This is a genomic window from Micromonospora sp. NPDC051300 (assembly GCF_044455315.1).
In the GTDB taxonomy this organism is placed as follows: domain Bacteria; phylum Actinomycetota; class Actinomycetes; order Mycobacteriales; family Micromonosporaceae; genus Micromonospora; species Micromonospora robiginosa.
Genome location: NZ_JBITEP010000003.1, coordinates 79,117 through 98,322, shown reverse-complemented (window position 1 = coordinate 98,322; position 19,206 = coordinate 79,117). Strand labels below are relative to the sequence as shown.

The window sequence follows — 19,206 nt, the reverse complement described above, 5'->3', positions numbered from 1 at the left end:
GGGGGCACACCGTTGCCGCCGCCGGCCGTTACCGTGTCAGCTGTGGACGCCCCGGAGACACCCTTCCCCGCGTTGTTCAACTTCCGCGACGTCGGCGGCTACCGCGCCCTTGACGGGCGCACCGTGCGCCGCCGCCGGCTCTACCGCTCCGACTCCCTGCACCGCATCGACGAGACCGACCGGGCAGCGTTCACCGCGCTCGGCATCCGCACGGTGATCGACCTGCGTCGCCCCACCGAGGTGGAACGCGACGGCCGGGTGCCGGACTACGACGGGCTGGCCTACCGGCACATCCACCCCGAGCACGAGGACTGGGCCGCCCGCCAGTACGAGTCCTCCGGGGTCAGCCTGGCCCGCTACCTCGCCGACCGCTACGCGGACCTGGCCCGCACCGGCACCGCCGGCCTGACCGAGGCCGTCGGCCTGATCGCGGACAGCGCCAACGCCCCGGTGGTGGTGCACTGCGTCGCCGGCAAGGACCGCACCGGCATCGTCTGCGCGCTCACGCTCGCCGTGCTCGGGGTGCCCGACGACGACATCGTCGCCGACTACGCGTTGAGCACCGCCGCCTCCGAGCGGTTCAGCGCCTGGGTCCGGGCCACGCTGCCGGACGCCCAGGAGCCGCCACCGCCGTTCCTGGCCTCCCCGGCCGAGGCGATGGAGCTGTTCCTCGCCGAGCTGCGCGCCGGCCACGGCTCGGTCGAGGGCTACCTGACCGATGCCGGCGTCACCGCCGAGCAGCTCGACGCCCTCCGCGCCCACCTGCTCGAATGAGCGCCGCGACCGGCCCCCTCCACGACGGAGGGGGCCGGTCGCGCCGGTCAGAGAACGTGCGTGACCCAGCCGTGGCGGTCCTCGGCCCGGCCGCGCTGGATGTCGACGAGCTTCTGTCGCAGGGCCATGGTGGTGCGGCCCGGCTCGCCGCCCCCGACGAGGAACTCGCCGTCCGGGAACTTCACGCCACCGATCGGGGTGACCACGGCGGCGGTGCCGCAGGCGAAGACCTCGCGCAGCCGCCCGCTGGCCGCGTCCGCCTGCCAGTCGGCGAAGCTGACCGGCTGCTCCCGCACCTCGTGCCCGGCCTCGGCGGCAAGCGTCAGCACCGCGTCGCGCGTGATGCCCGGCAGGATCGTGCCGCCCAGCGGCGGCGTGACGAGCGTGCCGTCGTCGTAGACGAAGAAGACGTTCATGCCGCCCAGCTCGTCGACGTAGCGCCGCTCCACCGCGTCCAGGAAGACCACCTGGTCGCAGCCCGCCTCGATCGCCTCGGCCTGGGCGGCCAGCGAGGCGGCGTAGTTGCCGCCGCACTTGGCCGCGCCCGTGCCGCCGGGCGCCGCCCGGGTGTAGTCCGGGGAGACCCAGACCGTCACCGGCTTCACGCCGCCGGCGAAGTAGGCGCCCGCCGGCGACGCGATGACGCAGTAGAGGTATTCGTTGGCCGGGCGCACGCCGAGGAAGACCTCGCTGGCGAACATGAACGGACGCAGGTAGAGGCTGGCGTCCTCGTGCTCCGGGATCCACTCCCGGTCGATCTCGACCAGCCTGCGCAGCGACTCCACGAACGTCTCCGGCGGCAGCTCCGGCATGGCCAGCCGCCGGGCGGACGCGACGAACCGCGCCGCGTTGGCCTCCGGCCGGAACATGGTGACCGACCCGTCGCCGGTGCGGTATGCCTTCAGACCCTCGAAGATCTCCTGCGCGTAGTGCAGCACCGCCGCGGCCGGGTCCATCGGGATCGGCGCGCGCGCCTCGATCCGGGCGTCGTACCAGCCCTTGCCCTCGGCGTAACGGACGGTGACCATGTGGTCGGTGAACACCCGGCCGAAGCCCGGGTTCGCCAGCAGCGCGGCCCGGTCGGCGGCGGATACCGGCGCGGGATTCGGACGGATCTCGAAATCGAGCTTGTCACCACCGCTCATCGCGCTGACCTCCCTGCGGTCCCACGGCATGCGGGATCGCACGCCGACGTCACTGGTGCCAGAAACTTACCCCGAACGGTCGTTCAGCGGATAGCTCCGCCCCCGCGCCGGCGGAGAGACGGACCCGGGACGGGTCTGGCGGCCCGTGACCGGGCCAGGGAAGCCGGCCCGGGTCAGGCTACGGCGTGCGCGGCGAGGCGGTCGCCGACCTCCTCGGTGCGCAACGACGCCCCGGGCGTACGGCCGGCCAGCTCGGCGGCCACCGCGGCGGTGACCCGGCCGGCGGCCTCGGCGTGGCCGAGCTGGTCGAGCAGCAGCGCCGCGGAGAGCACCGCGGCCACCGGGTCGGCGACGCCCTTGCCGGCGATGTCCGGCGCGGAGCCGTGCACCGGCTCGAACATCGACGGGTAGCGCCCCTCCGGGTTGATGCACCCGCTGGCGGCCAGCCCGATGCCCCCGGTCACCGCGGCGGCGATGTCGGTGAGGATGTCGCCGAAGAGGTTGTCGGTGACCACCACGTCGTAGCGGGACGGGTTGGTCACCAGGAACATCGCCGCGGCGTCGACGTGCTGGTATTCCGTGGTCACGTCCGGGTGCTCGGCGGCCACCTCGGCGAAGGCCCGGGACCAGAGCGAGCCGGCGTGGGTGAGCACGTTCGTCTTGTGCACGAGCGTCACCTTGCGCCGCTCCCGGCGACCGGCCCGGGCGAACGCGTCGCGGATCACCCGCTCCACGCCGTGCCGGGTGTTCAGGCTCTCCTCGGTGGCCACCTCGGCGGGGGTGCCCCGGTGCAGGCTGCCGCCGGCGCCCGCGTACAGCCCCTCGGTGCCCTCCCGGACCACCACGAGGTCCACCTCGCCGGGCTTCACGGCGGCCAGCGGGCCGGTCACGCCGGGCCAGAGCCGCGACGGGCGGAGGTTGACGTACTGGTCGAAGGCGAACCGGAGCTTGAGCAGCAGGCCCCGCTCCAGCACGCCCGGCGGCACGGTCGGGTCGCCGACGGCGCCGAGCAGGATGGCGTCGTGGCCGGCCAGCTCGTCGAGGACGGAGTCGGGCAGCACCTCGCCGGTGCGGTGCCAGCGCGCGGCGCCCAGGTCGTACTCGGTGGCCTCGATTCCGGGCAGCACCGCGTCGAGGACCTTGCGGGCCTGCCCGACCACCTCGGGACCGATGCCGTCGCCGGCCACCACCGCGATGCGTGCCACCTGGCGCTCCTCACCTCGTCGTTCTGCGCAACGCTACGTCGCCGTCCCGCCTCCCGGTACGAGTCTTCCACCATCCGGGACGGGCGATGCACAGGAGGCTCCCAGCCGGCATTCATGGTGCGGTCATCTCCACTGCCTAGGGTCGAGACGACCGGGTCGACGGGGGTCCGGGACCGGCATCGCCGCGACGCGGCGGCGGCCAGCGAGGGGGCGGGTGTCATGCGGATCGACCAGCGGCGGACGCACTGGGCGGACGAGCAACCCCGGACCCGCTGGGTCGACCAGGCCGCGTTCCGCCAGCCCCGCCCCGACCTGCGCCTCGGCGCCCGCAGTCACCGCGTCGAGCGGGACGGGTCCGCCGCCGGAGACCGGATCAGCGTCCGGCACACGGTGAGCACCACCACTGCCGAGTACACGCTGCTGCTCAACGCGCCCGACTGGTTCGGCCACCGGGGCGTCGGCGAGGCGCTCCGCGACGCCGTGGCCGAGCTGCGCGCCGTCGATCTCACCTACGGCCCCAACCGGCCGGACAGCCTGGTGTCGCGACTGCGCCGCGACGAGATCAGCCCCGACTCGTACCCGCCGCTGGCCGACCTGGTCGACCGCTGCGCCGCGATGCGTGCCGCGACCGACGGATGGTTCGACGCGTGGGCGGTGCCGGGCGGCTTCGACCCGGGCGGCCTGCTCGGCGGCTGGGCGGTGGAGCGGGCCGCGGCCCGGTTGCGCGCCGCCGGCATCCACGACTACGCCGTGCTCAGCGGCGCCGACCTGACGGTACGCGGACACGCCGCGCACGGCGGCCCGTGGCGGGTCGCGGTGCACCACCCGACCGAGGCGCGCCGGACCCCGCTGGTGCTGGAGATGACCGCGGGCGCGGTCGGCACCTCAGGTGTCACCGGCCGGCGTGGACACGTCGTCGACCCGCACACCGGCGAGCCCACCGACCGGCTGGTGGCCGCCACCGTGGTCGGCCCGGACCTGGCGATCGCCGACGCCTACGCCACCGCCCTGTACGCCGCCGGCCCGGCCGGCCTGGCCTGGTTCCGCGACGGTTCGGACTATCGCGCGCTCTTCGCGCACCACCGCCGCTGACGCGGCGCCGCCCCGCTCTCGCATCCGGGGTGTGGCCGCGATCGGCCCCCGCGGTCTCGGCAACGACCGTGGGGGCCGGTCAGCGACGAGTGCGCGTGGCTCGCGCAATCGAGGGGTGCGGGGCCGACAGGCCGTACGCCCGACCACGCCACCCGAAGACGGGCCGGGAATCGACTCAGCCGTGCACCGCACCGGTACGCTAGCGAATCGACGCAACTCGACGCAAGAGTCTCCACAGCGGACCCAATGGTGCGGTGTCAACAATCGGCAGGTGAATCCCCGGGGTGGGGCAGAAGTGACGCGGGCCGCCGCAGATGGCACGCTGTCCGCCGTGAGTTTCGATCTGAGCGTGTGGGCCCTGCCGAACGGGGCGACACCGGAGCAGGTGCGGGCGGCGGTACGGCAGTGCCGCGAGGGGTGGCACGGCGAGCAGCACCCCGACCCACGGGTGGTCGGCTTCTACCGGGCGATCACGGCGAGCTACCCCGACCGGCCGGCCCGGCCGGGCACGCCGTGGGAGGTGTCGCCGCTGCACGCGGCGTCCGACCACGTCGAGATGAACCTGCACCCGACCTGCCCGGACCAGGTGCTCCTGGACATCGAGCGGCTGGCCGCCGAGCACGACCTGATGCTCTTCGACGCGCAGGACGGCTCGGTCTACCCGCCGCCGGCCCGCGTCCACACCTGACCCCGGCACGACGAAGGGCCCGGCCGCCTCGGCCGGGCCCCGAACCGTCCTGTCCGGACTACTCGTCGCGCAGGTCCGCCGCGCTGGCCGCGACGGCGCCGATCGAGTCGGCCGCCGAGGTCAGCAGGTCGGCGCCGAGCGCCTGGTCGACGGTGAGCGTCATCAGCGTCTCACCGCCGGCCTCCCGCCGGGCCACCTGCATGGCGGCGATGTTGACGCCGGCCTCGCCGAGCAGCGTGCCGACCGTGCCGACCACGCCGGGCCGGTCCACGTAGCGCAGGAAGACCAGGATGCCCTCCGCGCCGATCTCCACGTCGAAGCCGTCCACCTCGGTCAGCTTGAGCACGTCACGGGCGCCGGCGTGGGCCACCGTGCCGGAGACCCGGACGGTACGCCCGTCCGGCAGCGCGCCGCGCACGGTCACCAGGTTGGGGTGGTCGACGGTCTCGGCCGGCGTGGCAAGCGTGACCTCGACGCCCCGCTCGGCGGCCAGGTGCGGCGCGTTGACGTAGGTGACCTGTTCCTCCACCACGGAGCTGAACAGGCCCTTGGTCGCGGCGAGCTTCAGCACCGACACGTCGTGGGTGGCGATCTCGCCGCGCACCTCGACCGTGACGCTGGCGGCCACCCCGCCGGCCAGGGCGGTGAACGCCCGGCCCAGCTTCTCGGCCAGCGGCAGCAGCGGCCGCACGTCCTCGGCGACCACGCCGCCGGCCTGCACGTTCACCGCGTCCGGCACGAACTCGCCCTGGAGCGCCAGCTTGACGCTCTTCGCCACCGCGAGGCCGGCCTTGTCCTGCGCCTCGTTCGTGGAGGCGCCCAGGTGCGGGGTGGCCACCACGTTGTCGAACGCGAACAGCGGCGACGACGTGCACGGCTCCTTCGCGTAGACGTCGACGCCGGCGCCGGCGACCCGGCCCTCGGCGATCGCGTCCGCGAGCGCCTGCTCGTCGACCAGGCCACCGCGGGCGGCGTTGACGATCCGGACGCCCGGCTTGACGACCGCCAGCTCCTTCTCGCCGATCAGGCCCACCGTCTCCGGCGTCTTCGGCAGGTGGATGGAGATGAAGTCGGCCTCCCGCAGCAACTCCTCCAGGCCGACCAGGCGCACGCCGAGCTGCGCGGCGCGGGCCGGCTGGATGTACGGGTCGTACGCGATCAGCCGGGTGCCGAACGCGGCGATGCGCTGCGCGAACAGCACGCCGATGCGGCCGAGGCCGACCACGCCGACGGTCTTGCCCTGCAACTCGACGCCGGTGTACTTGGACCGCTTCCACTCGCCGGCCTTGAGCGCGGCGCTGGCGCTGGCGGTGTTGCGGGCCACCGCGAGCAGCAGCGCGACGGCCTGCTCGGCGGCGGAGACGATGTTGGAGGTGGGAGCGTTGACCACCATGACGCCCCGGGCGGTGGCGGCGGGCACCTCGACGTTGTCCAGACCGACGCCGGCCCGGGCGACCACCTTCAGCCGGGGCGCCGCGGCGATCGCCTCGGCGTCGATCTGGGTGGCGCTGCGTACGATCACCGCGTCGGCCTCGGAGAGGGCGGAGAGCAGAGCCGGGCGGTCGGTGCCGTCCACGTGGCGCACGTCGAAGTCGTGGGCGAGCACCTCGATGGCGGCGGGGGCGAGTTCTTCGGCGATCAGTACGACAGGATTCATCGGTCCTCGTAGACGCTCGGTATCGGTTGGCCTGGGGCGTCGGGGCGCCGCGCTGCGCCCTGCGCCGAGCCGTGCCATGGCCGTCGGGTGCGCCGGGGCACCACACCAAGGATGGTAGGGGGCGGTCCGCTCTCCCGGTCCCGGACCGCGGGGTGAGGGCCCTCACACAGGCCCGTCGCACGCCCGTCATCCCCCGTTCACGTGCGCGCGACGGCCCGCGGCCCGACGCCGGGAGAGCGTCGGGTCGCGGGCCGCGCGGTACGCCGGGTCAGGCGGTCTCGGTGATCGGCCGGTCCACCCAGCTCATCATGGCGCGCAGCTTCTGCCCGGTCTCCTCGATCGGGTGCGCCGCGCCCTCGGCCCGCCACTTGGCGAAGTTGGGCCGGCCGGCCTCGTCCTCGGCCACCCACTCGCGGGCGAACTCGCCGGACTGGATCTCGCCGAGGATCTTGCGCATCTCGTCCTTGACCCGGCTGTCCACGACGCGCGGGCCACGGGACAGGTCGCCGTACTCGGCGGTGTCGGAGATGCTGTACCGCATCCGGGCGATGCCGCCCTCGTACATCAGGTCGACGATCAGCTTCAGCTCGTGCAGGCACTCGAAGTAGGCCACCTCGGGCGCGTAGCCGGCCTCGGTGAGCACCTCGAAGCCGGTCTGCACCAGCGCCGCCGCGCCGCCGCAGAGCACCGCCTGCTCGCCGAAGAGGTCGGTCTCGGTCTCCTCGGTGAACGTGGTCCTGATCGCGCCGGCCCGGGTGCCGCCGATCGCCTTGGCGTACGCCAGGGCGAGGCCGAACGCGTTGCCGCTGGCGTCCTGCTCCACGGCGACCAGGCAGGGCACGCCCTTGCCGTCGACGTACTGGCGGCGCACCAGGTGACCGGGGCCCTTCGGGGCGACCATCGCCACGTCCACCTCGGCCGGCGGCTTGATCAGGCCGTACCGGATGTTGAAGCCGTGGCCGAAGAAGAGCGCCTTGCCCGGCGCCAGGTTCGGCGCGATGGCGTCGGTGTACAGGGCGCGCTGCGCGGTGTCTGGCGCCAGGATCATGATCACGTCGGCCTCGGCCGCCGCCTCCGCCGGGCTGAGCACCCGCAGGCCCTGCTCCTCGGCCTTGGGCCGGCTCTTCGAGCCGGCGGGCAGACCGATCACCACGTCGACGCCGGAGTCGCGCAGCGACAGCGCGTGCGCGTGACCCTGGCTGCCGTAACCGATCACGGCGACCCTGCGCCCCTGGATCAGGCCCAGGTCGGCGTCGTCGTCGTAGAAAACCTCAACGCTCATTGACTTCCCTTTCCTACGGCGGTGCCCGTCGGCCCGTCGAAAAACTGGTGGGTACGGATCAGGCGGCGCGCAGCGCCGGGCCGGCGGTGATGGCGCGGGAGCCGCGCCCGATCGCCACGGTGCCGGACTGGACCATCTCCTTGATGCCGAACGGCTCCAGGTCCCGCAGCAACGCGTCGAGCTTGTCCGGCGTGCCGGTGGCCTCGATGGTCAACGTGTCCGGCGCGACGTCGACCACCCGAGCCCGGAACAGGCCGACCGTCTCCAGCACCTGCGCGCGGGCGCTGCGGTCCGCGCGCACCTTGACCAGCAGCAGCTCCCGGGCCACCGAGACCTGCGGGTCCAGCTCCACGATCTTGAGTACGTTGACCAGCTTGTTGAGCTGCTTGGTCACCTGCTCCAGCGGCGAGGACTCGGCGTTGACCACGATGGTGATCCGGGAGACGTCGGGGTTCTCGGTCTCGCCCACGGCGAGACTGTCGATGTTGAACCCGCGCCGGGAGAACAGCCCGGAGACCCGGGCCAGCACGCCCGGCTTGTTCTCCACCAGCACGGACAGCGTGTGCATAGTCATTTAGAGTTCGTCCTCGTCGAAGGCGGGGCGGACGCCCCGGGCGAACATGATCTCGTCGTTGCTGGTGCCGGCGGCCACCATCGGCCAGACCATCGCGTCCTTGCCGACCACGAAGTCGATGACCACCGGGGCGTCGGTGATCGCCATCGCCGCCTCGATCGTCTTGTCCACGTCGGCGGCGTTCTCGCAGCGCAGCCCGACGCAGCCGAGCGCCTCGGCGAGCTTCACGAAGTCGGGGATGCGGTGCTTGTGCGTGCCCAGCTCGGTGTTGGAGTAGCGCTCCCCGTAGAACAGGGTCTGCCACTGCCGGACCATGCCCAGGTTGCCGTTGTTGATCACGGCAACCTTGATCGGGATGCCCTCCAACGCGCAGGTGGCCAACTCCTGGTTGGTCATCTGGAAGCAGCCGTCACCGTCGACCGCCCACACCGTGGTGTCCGGCTTGCCGACCTTCGCGCCCATCGCGGCCGGCACGGCGTAGCCCATGGTGCCCAGGCCGCCGGAGTTGAGCCAGGTGTTCGGCTTCTCGTACGAGATGAACTGGCTGGCCCACATCTGGTGCTGGCCGACGCCGGCCACGTAGATCGCGTCCGGCCCGGCGATCTCGCCCAGCCGCTTGATCACGTGCTGCGGAGAGAGCGTGCCGTCGGCCGGCTCCTCGAAGCCGAGCGGGTACCGCTCCCGCAGGTCGTCGAGCTGGTGCCACCAGTCGGCCAGGTCGGTGGCCGGGTGGGTGGCCTGCTCGGCGGTGACCGCCGCGATCAGCTCGTCGATCACGTGCCGCGCGTCGCCCACGATCGGGACGTCCGCGTGCCGGTTCTTGCCGATCTCGGCCGGGTCGACGTCGGCGTGCACCACCGCCGCGTCCGGCGCGAACGAGTCCAGCTTGCCGGTCACCCGGTCGTCGAAGCGGGCGCCGAGCGCCACGATCAGGTCGGCCTTCTGCAGGCCGTAGACCGCGGCCACGGTGCCGTGCATGCCGGGCATGCCCAGGTGCTGGCGGTGCGAGTCGGGGAACGCGCCGAGCGCCATCAGCGTGGTGACCACCGGAATCCCGGTCTGCTCGGCCAGCCGGCGCAGCCCCTCGGTGGCGCCGGCCTTGAGCACACCGCCGCCGACGTAGAGCACCGGCCGGCGGGCCGCGGTCATCAGCCGGGCCGCCTCGCGGATCTGCTTGCCGTGCGGGTGCAGGGTCGGCCGGTAGCCGGGCAGGTCAAGCGTGGGCGGCCAGGCGAAGGTGGCAGGCGCCTGCAGGACGTCCTTCGGGATGTCGACGAGCACCGGGCCGGGCCGGCCGGTCGAGGCCAGGTGGAACGCCTCGGCCAGCACCCGGGGGATCTCGTCGGCGGTCTGCACCAGGAAGTTGTGCTTGGTGATCGGCAGCGTGATGCCCTGGATGTCGGCCTCCTGGAAGGCGTCCGTGCCGATCGACGGCCGGGCCACCTGACCGGTGATCGCCACCACCGGGACCGAGTCCATGTAGGCGTCCGCGATCGGCGTGACCAGGTTCGTCGCGCCCGGACCGGAGGTGGCGATGCAGACGCCGACCCGACCGGTGGCCTGGGCGTAGCCGGTGGCCGCGTGCCCCGCGCCCTGCTCGTGGCGGACCAGGATGTGCCGGACGGCGGAGTCGTAGAGCGGGTCGTACGCGGGCAGGATCGCGCCGCCCGGGATGCCGAAGACCACGTCGACGCCGAGCGCCTCCAGCGACCGCACCAGCGAACCGGCGCCGGAGACCTGCGCGGTGGCGGGCTGCCGTACGGGCGCGACGGTGGGCTCCGCGGCGGGCGGGGCGGTGCGGCTGGTGGCGGCGCCGGCGCGGGCCGCGGCCTGGTCCGGGTCGCCGGCCGCGCCGGCGCCCGGACGGGCCCGCCGGGCGGAGTGGGCGAGGGTCTCTGGCGTGGGTCTCGTCATGGCGGTTCAGGCCTTCGGCTGTGAGTGGGTGACGCGGGCGACGGCAACAAAAAAGCCCACGTGCAGGATGCACGGGGCCAGCGCACTCTCAGGGGGAGAGTGCGCTCAGGTAAGTACTCGCAGCGACCGGTTCGACGACATGTGGCTAAGCCTGACGCATCTCACGCGATGAGTCAACTGATCCCACATTCTGGTTCACGGACGTGGGCGTGTCGGTTGCCGGCACCCCGTCCACACCCGGCGCGAGCTGCGGTGACGCGTCGATCGGGGGCCGCGGGGCGGGCGGGTTGTTGCGCAGCCGGGGCAGCAGCGGCGACGGGGCGCGCACCGGCGGGGGCGGCGGCGCGGGCGGGAGCGGCGCGGGCCGGTTGCCCGGCGCGGTGGCGGCCTCCAGCATCGCCTCCAGGTGCTCGGCCGGCACGCCCCAGCCGAAGAGCGCGCCCTGGCCGAACCGGCAACCGGCGGCCACCACGGCGGCCAGCTCGGTGGGGTTGGTGACGCCCTCGGCGATCACCTCCAGCCCGAGCTGGTGACCCAGACGCATGACGATGTCGACCATCGGCGCGAACGCGGGGCCGTCCCGGCCCACCGGCCGCACCGGCTCGTGCTCGGCCACCAGGCCGTGGTCGATCTTCAGGATGTCGATCGGCAGCCGGCGCAACTGCCCCAGCGAGGAGTAGCCGGCGCCGAAGTCGTCCAGCGCGATCCGCACCCCGGTCAGCCGCAGCGCGGTCAGCCGCCGGATCAGCTCGTCCAGGTCGGTGGCGACGGCGTGCTCGGTCACCTCCAGCACCAGCCGCTGCGGCGGCACGTGGTGCGCGCGCAGCGCGTCGGCGACCTGGACGACGTATTCCGGGGCGTGCAGCTCGCGCGGCGACACGTTCACCGACACCCAGACGTCGTGCCCGTCGGCCAGCCACCGGGAGAGCTGGTAACAGGCCTGGTGCAGCACCCACGCGCCGAGCTTGGCGATCATCCCGCACTCCTCGGCGAGCGGGATGAACTCGTCCGGCCGGACGTTGCCCAGCTCCGGGTGGTGCCAGCGCAGCAGCGCCTCGGCGCCGACCGGGCGGACCGAGGGCAGCGAGGCCACCGGCTGGAAGACCAGCCGCAGCTCGTCCCGCTCGATCGCGCCGCGCAACTCGTGCTCCAGCCGGGTCCGCCGGCTCAGCAACTGGTCGTACGTGGCGTCATACCGCTCGATCCGGTTCTTGCCGCGCTGCTTGGCGTAGCGCAGCGCCAGGTCGGCGTTGCGCAGCAGCAGCTCGACGTCGTGGTTGCCGTGGCTGCCGGCCACCCCGATGCTGACCGAGAGGAAGACCGGCCCGTCCGCCTCCTCGTAGGGGCGGCCGAGCACCCCGAGCAGCCGGTCGGCCACCGGGCCGGGTTCGGCCGAGGAGTGCATCAGCACCGCGAACTCGTCGCCGCCCAGCCGCGCGGCGAGGTCACCCGGGCGCAGGTTGCCGCGCAGCCGCCGGCCCACCTCGGCCAGCACCGCGTCGCCGACGTCGTGGCCGCGCATGTCGTTGACGTTCTTGAAGCCGTCCAGGTCCAGCCCGAGCAGCACGCAGGGGATGCCGCTCTCGGCGCACCGTTGCAGCGCGCGCAGCAGGCCGCGCCGGTTGGCCAGGCCGGTGAGCGGGTCGGTGTGCGCCAGCTCCCGGAAGTGCGCCTCCCGCTCGGCCAGCTTGACGGCGTAGCCCCGGACGTCGTTGAGCGCCAGATATTGCCGGGCCACCAGCGCGAACCCCTCGACGCTGCCGGCCACGATGCCGTAGCCGTCGAACCGGCCGCCCTGGGTCAGGTGGTACATCGCGGAGGCGGCGATGGCGAACATCGGCACGAACGCGTACTCGCCGTCGCGGCGGATGAGGTCGACGTCGAAGCGCGTCGTGTCGGCCCGGCGCCCGGCGACGGCGACCGCCAGCAGGCCGGCGGCGGTCACCACCGCGCCGACCGCGAGCATGCCCGGGCCGCCCTGGCAGAGCCCGGCCGACACGCCCAGCCCGCCGACCGTCACCCCGATCGCCCCGGCGCCCAGCAGGGCCAGCCAGCCGCGCGGCGGGGCGGCCCGCAGCACCAGGATCAACGTCAGACCGGCGGTGAGCGCCGCCCCGACGGTGGCCAGCAGGATGGGCAGGCAGCCCACCGGCGTCGCGGCGCCGAGCAGGCGGGTCGGCGCGCTGAACGCCACCCAGCCGACGAACCAGAGCGCGGTGGCCATGATGACGCCGTCGAGCAGCAGCCGGGCGGTGGCGGCCCGGGTCGCGGCCGCACCCGGCAGCCGCAGCAGCGCGGCGCCGAGGCCCAGCCCGGCCACCGTGAACGACGCCGTGACAAGCGTGGCCCAGCCGGTGCGCTGGCCCTGCCGGTGCGCCCAGTGGTCCCCGGCGGCCAGTAGCCCCACCAGACCGAGGAGCAGGCCGAGCAGGGCGGCGGAGGCGGCGACGGCCAGCAGCACGTGGGCCTGCCGCCGGAGGCAGTCGCCCCGACGGGCCGACCGGGCGAGCAGCACGGCGGCGCCGGCCGCGGCGAGACCGCTCAGCGTCGCGACGGCGACCATCCCCGGGGACGACTGCACGCGTCAACTCTGCCGGATCCGGGGCCTCCGTGGGGCACCGGGTGTGCAACTGTTGGGACACAGGGAGTACGGCCGGGGGCGGTCGGCCCGGCGGTGTCAGACTGGTAGGCATGCCTGAGCTGCGGTCGAGGACATCCACCCACGGTCGGACGATGGCCGGCGCCCGGGCCCTCTGGCGGGCCACCGGGATGACCGACGACGACTTCGGCAAGCCGATCGTCGCCATCGCGAACAGTTTCACCCAGTTCGTACCCGGTCACGTCCACCTGAAGGACCTCGGCGGCCTGGTCGCCGACGCGGTGGCCGAGGCCGGCGGCGTCGGCCGGGAGTTCAACACCATCGCCGTGGACGACGGCATCGCCATGGGCCACGGCGGCATGCTCTACTCCCTGCCCAGCCGGGAGCTGATCGCCGACGCGGTGGAATACATGGTCAACGCGCACTGCGCGGACGCCCTGGTCTGCATCTCCAACTGCGACAAGATCACTCCGGGGATGCTGCTCGCCGCGCTGCGGCTGAACATCCCGACCGTCTTCGTCTCCGGCGGCCCGATGGAGGCCGGCAAGACGGTGGCGATCGAGGGCGTCGTCCACTCCAAGATCGACCTGATCGACGCCATGATCGCCTCCTCCAACGAGGCGGTCACCGACGACCAGCTCGGCGAGATCGAACGCTCCGCGTGCCCCACCTGCGGCTCCTGCTCCGGCATGTTCACCGCCAACTCGATGAACTGCCTCACCGAGGCGATCGGCCTGGCGCTGCCCGGCAACGGGTCCACGCTCGCCACCCACGCCGCGCGCCGGTCGCTCTTCGTCGAGGCCGGCCGCACCGCCGTGGAGATCGCCAAGCGCTGGTACGACGAGGACGACGCCTCGGTGCTGCCCCGCGCCATCGCCGGCCGGGCCGCGTTCGAGAACGCGGTCGCCCTCGACGTCGCCATGGGCGGCTCGACCAACACGATCCTGCACCTGCTCGCCGCCGCCCGCGAGGCCGAGCTGGACTTCGACGTGGCAGACATCGACGCCGTCTCCCGGCGGGTGCCCTGCCTGGCCAAGGTCGCGCCGAACTCACCGGACTACCACATGGAGGACGTGCACCGGGCCGGCGGCATCCCGGCCATCCTCGGCGAGCTGGACCGCGCCGGCCTGCTCCACCGCGACGTGCGCGCGGTGCACTCCCCCAGCCTGGACCGGTGGCTCGCCGACTGGGACGTCCGGGGCGGCAGGGCCACCCGAGAGGCCGTCGAGCTGTTCCACGCCGCGCCCGGCGGGGTACGCACCACCGAGCCGTTCTCCACCACCAACCGCTGGTCGACGCTGGACACCGACGCTTCCGGCGGCTGCATCCGGGACCGCGAGCACGCCTACAGCGCCGACGGCGGGCTGGCCATCCTGCACGGCAACCTGGCGCCGGACGGCTGCGTGGTGAAGACCGCCGGGGTGCCCGAGGAGTGCCTGACGTTCCGCGGCCCGGCCAAGGTCTACGAGTCGCAGGACGACGCGGTGACCGCCATCCTCGCCAAGCAGGTCGTCGCCGGGGACGTGGTGGTCATCCGCTACGAGGGCCCGAAGGGCGGCCCCGGCATGCAGGAGATGCTCTACCCCACCTCGTTCCTCAAGGGCCGGGGACTGGGCCGCGCCTGCGCGCTGCTCACCGACGGCCGGTTCTCCGGCGGCACCTCCGGCCTGTCCATCGGGCACGCCTCCCCGGAGGCGGCGTCCGGCGGGCTGATCGCGCTGGTCCGCGACGGCGACGAGATCGTCATCGACATCCCGGGCCGGTCCATCGAGCTGAACGTGCCGACCGACGAGCTGACCGCCCGCCGGGTGGCGGAGGAGAAGCGCGACCGCCCCTACACCCCGCTCGACCGCCAACGCCCGGTCTCGGCCGCGCTGCGCGCGTACGCCTCGATGGCCACCTCCGCCAGCGACGGCGCCTACCGCCGCGTCCCGGAGTAAGGAGGGGCCCCCGCTTAACGCCTCAGGTATAGGCGGGGCCCCCTTTTAACACCGCCGCCGGTAGGGTCCGGCGGCGTGGATACGACGGTGAGCTACGCGCGACTGGTCCGACCGGCGATCGACCGGGTCTACGTGGGCGCCCGCTGGGCGGCCCGGCCCCGGATGGAGGCGTTCTACGCCGAACGCGGCTGCGACCTCGGCGCCGAGAACAGCTTCTTCTCCGGCGTGCTGGCCCGGCCGATACCCGCCGAGGCGCTCGCCGACGGCCTGGCCTACACCGACGGCGACATGAGCCGGGAGCTGGAGCAGGGCATCTTCGTCCGCGACGACGAGGGCGCCTGGCACCTCACCGAGCTGGGCCGGGAGTTGACGTCGTTCGCGCAGCGGGCCACCGGCGAGGCCGCCGAGGAGAAGTGGGCGATGCTGCCCGGCGTGCTGCCCGGCCTGAGCATCGTGCCCCGGTTGACCGAGCTGGTCGGTCGGGTGCTGGAACACGGGCAGGCCACCGGCGGACCGGCGTTCCAGGCCATGTCCCCGCCGTACGAGCCGGACGACGCCTCGCCCGCGCTGCTGCTGGTCACCCGGCTGGGCTCGCTGCGGCACCACCGCGCGGACGCGCACCGGGCCGCGTGGCGGGCCGCCGGGCTGACCGCCGACGGGATCAAGACGCTGCCGGACGGGCCGGAGCGCGCCGCGATCGAGGCCGACACCGACCGGCGCGACGAGCCGGCGTACGCGGCGCTCACCGAGGCCGAGCGCTGGGAGCTGCTGTCCGGGCTGGCCGCCCTGCCCAACTAGTCCTCGGCCGGGTCCGTGCCGTCGGCGGGGAGGCCGGCCTCCGCCGGCCACGCCTGCGGGGCGTCCGGGTCCTCGGGCGTCGCGTGCTCGGGGTCGGCGCCCCCGGCGTGGTCCTCGGAAAGCTCCACCGGATCAGTCATGCCGTAGCTGATACCCGCCACGCTCCACCCGAACCGGAGTGTTAACAGGGGCCCCCTCCTATGCAGAATGCGTTAAGAGGGGGCCCCTCCTTACATGTTCACGCAGCGCAGCACCGGGCGGCGCGTGAGTGCCGCGGCGTCGAGCGGGGACGCGGCGTGCACCGTGAAGACGGTGCTCTCGCCCGGCAGCAACGTCACCAGCGCGGCGTCGACCTGCGCGGACGGGTCCAGCCGGTCGGGGAACAGCGTCAGGTCGCGCAGCACCGTCCGGGCGGTCACCCGCACCCGCTGGCCGCCGTCCGCCGGCTCGACCGTCGCGTCCCACTCCGCCGCCGGCCAGTCGACGTCCCGGTCCTCGGCGAAGAACCACAGCGCCCGCTCCGCGGTGTCGCCGGCCTCCGCGACCAGCAGTTCCCGGCGGGCCTCGTCCGGCCGCGCCAGCTCCGCCGGCAGCGCCAGCACCACCGAGGAGTACGCCGGGACGTCGAGGTCTACCGAGGTCTTCGCCCTCGGCTCCCCGGCGAGGGTGAGCCGGGTGACCGTGGCCGGCGCGGTCCACGCCTCGGCGGTCTCGTTCACCGCGACCAGCGCCAGCCCGCCGTCGCGCGGTTGCAGGGTGAGCAGGCGGTCGGCGTAGGCGCGGCGCAGCGCGTACCACAGGGGTTTGCGCCGGCCGTCGCCGTCGACGGCGGCCCAGGAGGTGACCGGCCAGCAGTCGTTGAGCTGCCAGACGATGGTGCCGGTGCAGACCGGCCGGTGGGAGCGGAAGTGCTCGACGCCGAGTTGGATGGCCCGGGCCTGGTTGAGCTGGGTGTAGTAGTGCCAGTCGTCGAAGTCGGCGGGCGGCGGCAGGTGGGCGTCGAGGCCGCGCTGGAGTTTGCGGTCCCCGTCGGCGGCCTTCTGGTGGTGGGCCATGCCCGGCGAGTCGTGCGCGAGTGGCTCGTCGGAGAGGGACCGGCGCAGCGTCGCGTACGCGGGCGGGGCCTGGTAGCCGAACTCGGCGACGAAGCGGGGCACGTACTCGCGGTACTTGGTGTAGTCGTCGTCGTTCCACACGTCCCAGATGTGCATGGTGCCGTGCGCCGGGTCGTTGGGGTGCAGGTCCTCGCGGCCGGACCACGGGCTGCCCGACCAGTAGGGGACGGTCGGGTCGAGTTCGCCGACGACCGCCGGCAGCAGCTCCAGGTAGTAGCCGCGGCCCCAGGTGCGGCCGGCGAGGGGCTCCTGCCAGTCCCAGTCGTGCCAGCCCCAGATGTTCTCGTTGTTGCCGGTCCAGAGCACCAGCGACGGGTGGCCGGCGAGTCGGGTGACCTGTTCCCGGGCCTCCGCCTCGACCTCGGTGCGGAACGGCTCCTCCTCCGGGTAGGCCGCGCAGGCGAACAGGAAGTCCTGCTGCACCAGCAGCCCCAGCTCGTCGGCCAGCTCGTAGAAGTCGTCCGACTCGTACCGGCCGCCGCCCCAGATCCGCAGCAGGTTGATGTTCGCCTCGACCGCCTGGCCGAACCGCTCGGCGAGGCGGGCCCGGGTGACGCGGGTGGGGAACGCGTCGTCGGGGATCCAGTTGACGCCCTTGACGAAGATCGGCACGTCGTTGACGTGCAGGGTGAACGGGGTGCCGTGGGCGTCGGGCGTGGTGTCCAGCCGGACCGAGCGGAACCCGATCCGGCGGGCGGCGGCGTCCAGTTCCCGTCCGTCGGCGGCGTGCAGGGTCACGTCGAGGTCGTGCAGCGGCTGGTCGCCGTACCCGACCGGCCACCACAGCGCCGGGTCGGGCACGGTGAGGGTGAGCACGGCGGTCCGCTCCCCCTCCGGCACGGTGACGTCGGCGGCGGCGCCGGCGACGGTGGCGCGGACGGTCAGCGGCTCGTCGCCGGCCCGTTCCACGTCGACGTGCAGCTCGACCCGGCCGGCGCCGTCGGCCACGGTGACCAGCGGGCGGACCGACGCGAGCCGGGCGGTGGACCAGGCGTGCAGGCCGATTTGCTGCCAGATTCCGGCGGTGACCACGGTGGGTCCCCAGTCCCAGCCGAAGTTGCAGGCGGTCTTGCGGATGAAGTGGAACGGCTCCGGGTACGCGTTGGGCCGGTCGCCGAGCCGGTCCCGGTGCGCCTCGGCGTAGCGGTAGGGCGAGTCGAAGCGGACGGCGAGCGTGTTGTCGGCGGGGCGCAGCAGCGACCGGACGTCGAAGCGGTAGCCGCGGTGCTGGTTCTCGGTGCGGCCCACCTCGACGCCGTTGAGCGTGACGGTGGCGACCGTGTCCAGGCCGGCGCAGACCAGGTCGACCCGGTCGGCGTCGTCGCCCGGCCGCCTGTCGAACGTGGTCTCGTAGACCCAGTCGGTGCGACCGATCCAGTGCAGCCGGTTCTCGTTGTCGTCCAGGTAGGGATCGGGGACGAGGCCGGCGGCGAGCAGGTCGGTGTGCACGCATCCGGGCACGGTCGCCGGCACCTCGACGCCGGCGATCTCCGCCGGCACCTGCGGGCCGGGCTCGGCCCGCAGCGTCCAACCCTCGTGCAGCAGCGTGGAACGGCTCACGACTTCACCGCGCCTTCCATGATTCCGCGGACGATCTGGCGTCCACCGATGAACAGCATGAGCAGCAGGGGGATGGTGGCGATGAACGCGCCGGCCAGCACCCGCCGGTAGATCACGTAGTTGCCGCTGGCCAGGTCGGAGATCGCGACCATGGAGGTCGGGAAGTCGGTGCCGCTCAGCGTGATCAGCGGCCACTGGAAGTCGTTCCAGGTGGCCACGAACGTGAGCAGGCCGAGCACCGCGAGGGCCGGGCGGATCGCGGGCAGCACGATGGTGGCGTACACCCGCATGGTCGTGGCGCCGTCGACCCGGGCCGACTCGATCAGCTCGTCCGGGACGGTGTTCACGATGAACTGCCGCATGTAGAACACGCCGAACGCGGTGACCAGGCCGGGCGCGATGACCGCGAGCAGGGTGCCGTTCCAGCCGAGCTTGCCCATCACGATGTAGAGCGCGACGATGCCGAGCTGGTTGGGCACGGTCAGGGTGAGCACCACGAAGAGCATCAGCGCGTTGCTGCCCTTGAAGCGCAGCTTGGCGAACGCGAAGCCGGCCAGCGAGCAGAAGAACAGCACCGACGCGGTCACCACCGTCGAGACGATGACGCTGTTGACGAGCGAGGCGGCGAAGTAGACGTCCTGGAGGGAGAAGACCTCGTCGACGTTGGTGAGGAAGCGGTCACCCGGGATGATCGCCGGTGGGAGCTTGGCCAGCGCCTCGTCGTTGCTGGTGGCGATGACGAACATCCAGTAGAGCGGGAACGCGGCGAACAGCATGCTGACCGCGAGCAGCAGGTAGGTCCAGAGGCCGGCGGGGGTGTCCTGCGGCGCCCGGGCCATGTCGCGCCGCTTGCGCCGCGCCGG

15 protein-coding genes are annotated in these 19,206 nt (G+C 73.3%); 5 read left to right on the top strand and 10 right to left on the bottom strand.

The window, feature by feature from the left end:
- The first annotated feature begins 33 nt into the window (after positions 1-33).
- Positions 34-774: a tyrosine-protein phosphatase gene (locus ACIA5A_RS05370; RefSeq protein WP_396756687.1), complete on the top strand. Its 741-nt coding sequence runs from the start codon at positions 34-36 to the stop codon at positions 772-774.
- Between the two features lie 47 nt (positions 775-821).
- On the opposite strand, the gene ACIA5A_RS05365 is transcribed toward ACIA5A_RS05370, so the two are convergent.
- Together ACIA5A_RS05365 and ACIA5A_RS05360 are read right to left on the bottom strand one after the other, a co-directional pair.
- The gene (locus tag ACIA5A_RS05365; RefSeq protein WP_396756685.1) at positions 822-1,919 is read right to left on the bottom strand and encodes a branched-chain amino acid aminotransferase; all 1,098 of its coding nucleotides are present in this window, start codon (positions 1,917-1,919) and stop codon (positions 822-824) included.
- Positions 1,920-2,092: 173 nt separating this feature from the next.
- On the bottom strand, positions 2,093-3,124 hold the full coding sequence (locus ACIA5A_RS05360) for a 3-isopropylmalate dehydrogenase (protein ID WP_396756683.1): 1,032 nt from the start codon (positions 3,122-3,124) through the stop codon (positions 2,093-2,095).
- 219 nt (positions 3,125-3,343) lie between these two features.
- On the opposite strand from ACIA5A_RS05360, the gene ACIA5A_RS05355 reads away from it, so the two are divergent.
- Both ACIA5A_RS05355 and ACIA5A_RS05350 read left to right on the top strand, forming a co-directional pair.
- Entirely contained in the window at positions 3,344-4,216 is an 873-nt protein-coding gene (locus ACIA5A_RS05355; protein WP_396756681.1) for an FAD:protein FMN transferase, read from the top strand.
- A 331-nt stretch (positions 4,217-4,547) separates the two neighbouring features.
- The gene (locus ACIA5A_RS05350) at positions 4,548-4,904 is read left to right on the top strand and encodes a hypothetical protein (RefSeq protein ID WP_396756679.1); all 357 of its coding nucleotides are present in this window, start codon (positions 4,548-4,550) and stop codon (positions 4,902-4,904) included.
- Positions 4,905-4,962: 58 nt separating this feature from the next.
- Here ACIA5A_RS05350 and serA read toward each other — a convergent pair whose 3' ends face one another.
- From serA to ACIA5A_RS05325, 5 genes are all read right to left on the bottom strand, one after another.
- Positions 4,963-6,561, bottom strand: a complete 1,599-nt coding sequence (gene serA / locus ACIA5A_RS05345; RefSeq protein ID WP_396756677.1) for a phosphoglycerate dehydrogenase — start codon at positions 6,559-6,561, stop codon at positions 4,963-4,965.
- A gap of 268 nt (positions 6,562-6,829) precedes the next feature.
- Positions 6,830-7,843 carry a ketol-acid reductoisomerase gene (gene ilvC / locus ACIA5A_RS05340; RefSeq protein WP_396756675.1) on the bottom strand — a complete coding sequence of 338 codons (1,014 nt, stop codon included), beginning with the start codon at positions 7,841-7,843 and terminating at the stop codon, positions 6,830-6,832.
- 58 nt (positions 7,844-7,901) lie between these two features.
- Positions 7,902-8,417 carry an acetolactate synthase small subunit gene (gene ilvN / locus ACIA5A_RS05335; protein ID WP_099162192.1) on the bottom strand — a complete coding sequence of 172 codons (516 nt, stop codon included), beginning with the start codon at positions 8,415-8,417 and terminating at the stop codon, positions 7,902-7,904.
- Positions 8,418-10,331: an acetolactate synthase large subunit gene (locus ACIA5A_RS05330; protein ID WP_396756673.1), complete on the bottom strand. Its 1,914-nt coding sequence runs from the start codon at positions 10,329-10,331 to the stop codon at positions 8,418-8,420.
- A gap of 145 nt (positions 10,332-10,476) precedes the next feature.
- Positions 10,477-12,894 (bottom strand): putative bifunctional diguanylate cyclase/phosphodiesterase, encoded by a 2,418-nt coding sequence (locus ACIA5A_RS05325; protein WP_396757068.1) that lies wholly within the window; start codon positions 12,892-12,894, stop codon positions 10,477-10,479.
- Between the two features lie 128 nt (positions 12,895-13,022).
- Here ACIA5A_RS05325 and ilvD point away from each other — a divergent pair, with 128 nt between their 5' ends.
- Together ilvD and ACIA5A_RS05315 are read left to right on the top strand one after the other, a co-directional pair.
- The gene (gene ilvD, locus ACIA5A_RS05320) at positions 13,023-14,870 is read left to right on the top strand and encodes a dihydroxy-acid dehydratase (RefSeq protein ID WP_396756671.1); all 1,848 of its coding nucleotides are present in this window, start codon (positions 13,023-13,025) and stop codon (positions 14,868-14,870) included.
- A gap of 75 nt (positions 14,871-14,945) precedes the next feature.
- Positions 14,946-15,668, top strand: a complete 723-nt coding sequence (locus ACIA5A_RS05315) for a hypothetical protein (RefSeq protein ID WP_396756669.1) — start codon at positions 14,946-14,948, stop codon at positions 15,666-15,668.
- Here the strand turns inward: ACIA5A_RS05315 and ACIA5A_RS05310 are convergent.
- The 3 genes from ACIA5A_RS05310 to ACIA5A_RS05300 all read right to left on the bottom strand — a co-directional run bounded on the left by ACIA5A_RS05310 (position 15,665) and on the right by ACIA5A_RS05300 (position 19,182).
- Positions 15,665-15,808 carry a hypothetical protein gene (locus tag ACIA5A_RS05310; protein ID WP_396756667.1) on the bottom strand — a complete coding sequence of 48 codons (144 nt, stop codon included), beginning with the start codon at positions 15,806-15,808 and terminating at the stop codon, positions 15,665-15,667. The genes ACIA5A_RS05315 and ACIA5A_RS05310 overlap by 4 nt on opposite strands.
- Positions 15,809-15,898: 90 nt before the next feature.
- Positions 15,899-18,343 carry a glycoside hydrolase family 2 protein gene (locus tag ACIA5A_RS05305; protein ID WP_396756665.1) on the bottom strand — a complete coding sequence of 815 codons (2,445 nt, stop codon included), beginning with the start codon at positions 18,341-18,343 and terminating at the stop codon, positions 15,899-15,901.
- Positions 18,340-19,182 (bottom strand): carbohydrate ABC transporter permease, encoded by an 843-nt coding sequence (locus ACIA5A_RS05300; protein WP_220138775.1) that lies wholly within the window; start codon positions 19,180-19,182, stop codon positions 18,340-18,342. Before ACIA5A_RS05300 ends, ACIA5A_RS05305 begins: the two co-directional genes overlap by 4 nt.
- Positions 19,183-19,206 lie beyond the last annotated feature (24 nt).

Coding starts and splice junctions, on each gene's coding strand:
- ilvD (WP_396756671.1), top strand. CDS start 13,023: ATGCCTGAGCTGCGGTCGAGGACATCCACCCACGGTCGGACGATGGCC.
- ACIA5A_RS05325 (WP_396757068.1), bottom strand. CDS start 12,894: ATGGTCGCCGTCGCGACGCTGAGCGGTCTCGCCGCGGCCGGCGCCGCC.
- ACIA5A_RS05310 (WP_396756667.1), bottom strand. CDS start 15,808: ATGACTGATCCGGTGGAGCTTTCCGAGGACCACGCCGGGGGCGCCGAC.
- ilvC (WP_396756675.1), bottom strand. CDS start 7,843: ATGAGCGTTGAGGTTTTCTACGACGACGACGCCGACCTGGGCCTGATC.
- serA (WP_396756677.1), bottom strand. CDS start 6,561: ATGAATCCTGTCGTACTGATCGCCGAAGAACTCGCCCCCGCCGCCATC.
- ACIA5A_RS05355 (WP_396756681.1), top strand. CDS start 3,344: ATGCGGATCGACCAGCGGCGGACGCACTGGGCGGACGAGCAACCCCGG.
- ilvN (WP_099162192.1), bottom strand. CDS start 8,417: ATGACTATGCACACGCTGTCCGTGCTGGTGGAGAACAAGCCGGGCGTG.
- ACIA5A_RS05365 (WP_396756685.1), bottom strand. CDS start 1,919: ATGAGCGGTGGTGACAAGCTCGATTTCGAGATCCGTCCGAATCCCGCG.
- ACIA5A_RS05330 (WP_396756673.1), bottom strand. CDS start 10,331: ATGACGAGACCCACGCCAGAGACCCTCGCCCACTCCGCCCGGCGGGCC.
- ACIA5A_RS05300 (WP_220138775.1), bottom strand. CDS start 19,182: ATGGCCCGGGCGCCGCAGGACACCCCCGCCGGCCTCTGGACCTACCTG.